The sequence below is a fragment of the Salinibacterium sp. genome (assembly GCF_031364185.1).
In the GTDB taxonomy this organism is placed as follows: Bacteria; Actinomycetota; Actinomycetes; order Actinomycetales; family Microbacteriaceae; genus Rhodoglobus.
This window is the reverse complement of the sequence record NZ_JANLVV010000027.1, coordinates 1-1,153: the sequence shown is the minus strand read 5'-3', so window position 1 is coordinate 1,153 and position 1,153 is coordinate 1. Positions and strand designations below refer to the sequence as shown.

Annotated in this window: 2 protein-coding genes; both read left to right on the top strand. The window is 61.7% G+C overall.

Annotated elements, in window-relative coordinates; all coding sequences use genetic code 11:
* Window positions 1–529, top strand: a 529-nt coding sequence (locus RMN95_RS01535) for a DNA polymerase (RefSeq protein ID WP_309615204.1), incomplete at its 5' end; no start/stop codon positions are given.
* A 134-nt stretch (window positions 530–663) separates the two neighbouring features.
* The coding region (locus RMN95_RS01530; protein ID WP_309615203.1) for a DeoR/GlpR family DNA-binding transcription regulator at window positions 664–1,153 on the top strand (490 nt) is incomplete at its 3' end.

Genomic DNA, 1,153 nt, shown 5'->3' with positions numbered 1-1,153 from the left:
CACCAAGGTGAAGGCAATGTCGTACGGCCTTGCCTATGGCCTCAGCGCTTTTGGATTGAGCAAACAGTTGCGCATCGAGACGTCTGAAGCCAAGGAACTCATGACGGACTATTTCGCGCGATTCGGCGCCGTACGCGAATACCTTCAGAATGTCGTTGAACAGGCCAGGGCAGACGGCTACACGACCACCCTCTACGGGCGACGCCGCCCGTTCGGCGACCTGTCGTCATCGAACAGGGTGTTGCGGGAAAATGCGGCGCGGCAGGCACTCAACTCGCCGATCCAGGGCACCGCGGCCGACATCCTGAAGATTGCGATGATCAGGATTGATCATGATCTCGGCGAGCAGGGGCTCGGATCACGGATGCTGCTGCAGGTGCACGATGAACTGGTATTCGAGGTAGCCGCAGGGGAGCTTGATGCCCTTACTGCCATTGTGCGCAACCGCATGGCGGGGGCGGCCGTCCTCACGGTCCCCCTGGAGGTGCAGATTGGTACCGGCCCGAACTGGGATTCTGCCGCGCACTGAACGACGCACGATCGGCGCGGATGCTGATTGATCGTGAGTCGACGCCGTCAGCTCATTGACAAACGGACATAAACGGACTTATATAAGCCCATAACCACATTTGGTTTGTCCGATTCGTCGTCAATGAGGTCCGAGTGTACGCACCGGAGCGTCACCAGCAGATTTTGGACACTGCCCGTGTCCACGGTCGCGTCGACGTCGCCGGCCTCGCCCGCGATCTCGCGGTCACTCCCGAAACGGTGCGCCGAGACCTGACGGCCCTGGAACGTCGAGGTGTGCTTCGCAGGGTGCACGGGGGCGCTATTCCGGTGGAGCGACTAGGCATCGAGCCCGGGGTCTCCGACCGTGAAAGTCACTCGGCGGGCCAGAAGGAGCGAATCGCCCGGGCTGCGCTGGATGAACTTCCGGACGGCGGCTCGATCATCCTCGATGCCGGTACTACTACTGTCCGGCTGGCAGAGATGCTCCCTCACGATCGTGAATTGACGGTTGTGACCCACTCAATTCCGGTGGCAGGCATTCTCATATCCCGGCCCAACATCACTCTTCACCTCCTCGGCGGCATCGTTCGGGGCCGCACCCTGGCCGCCGTCGGTGACTGGACCCGAGCCCAGATCGCCGATG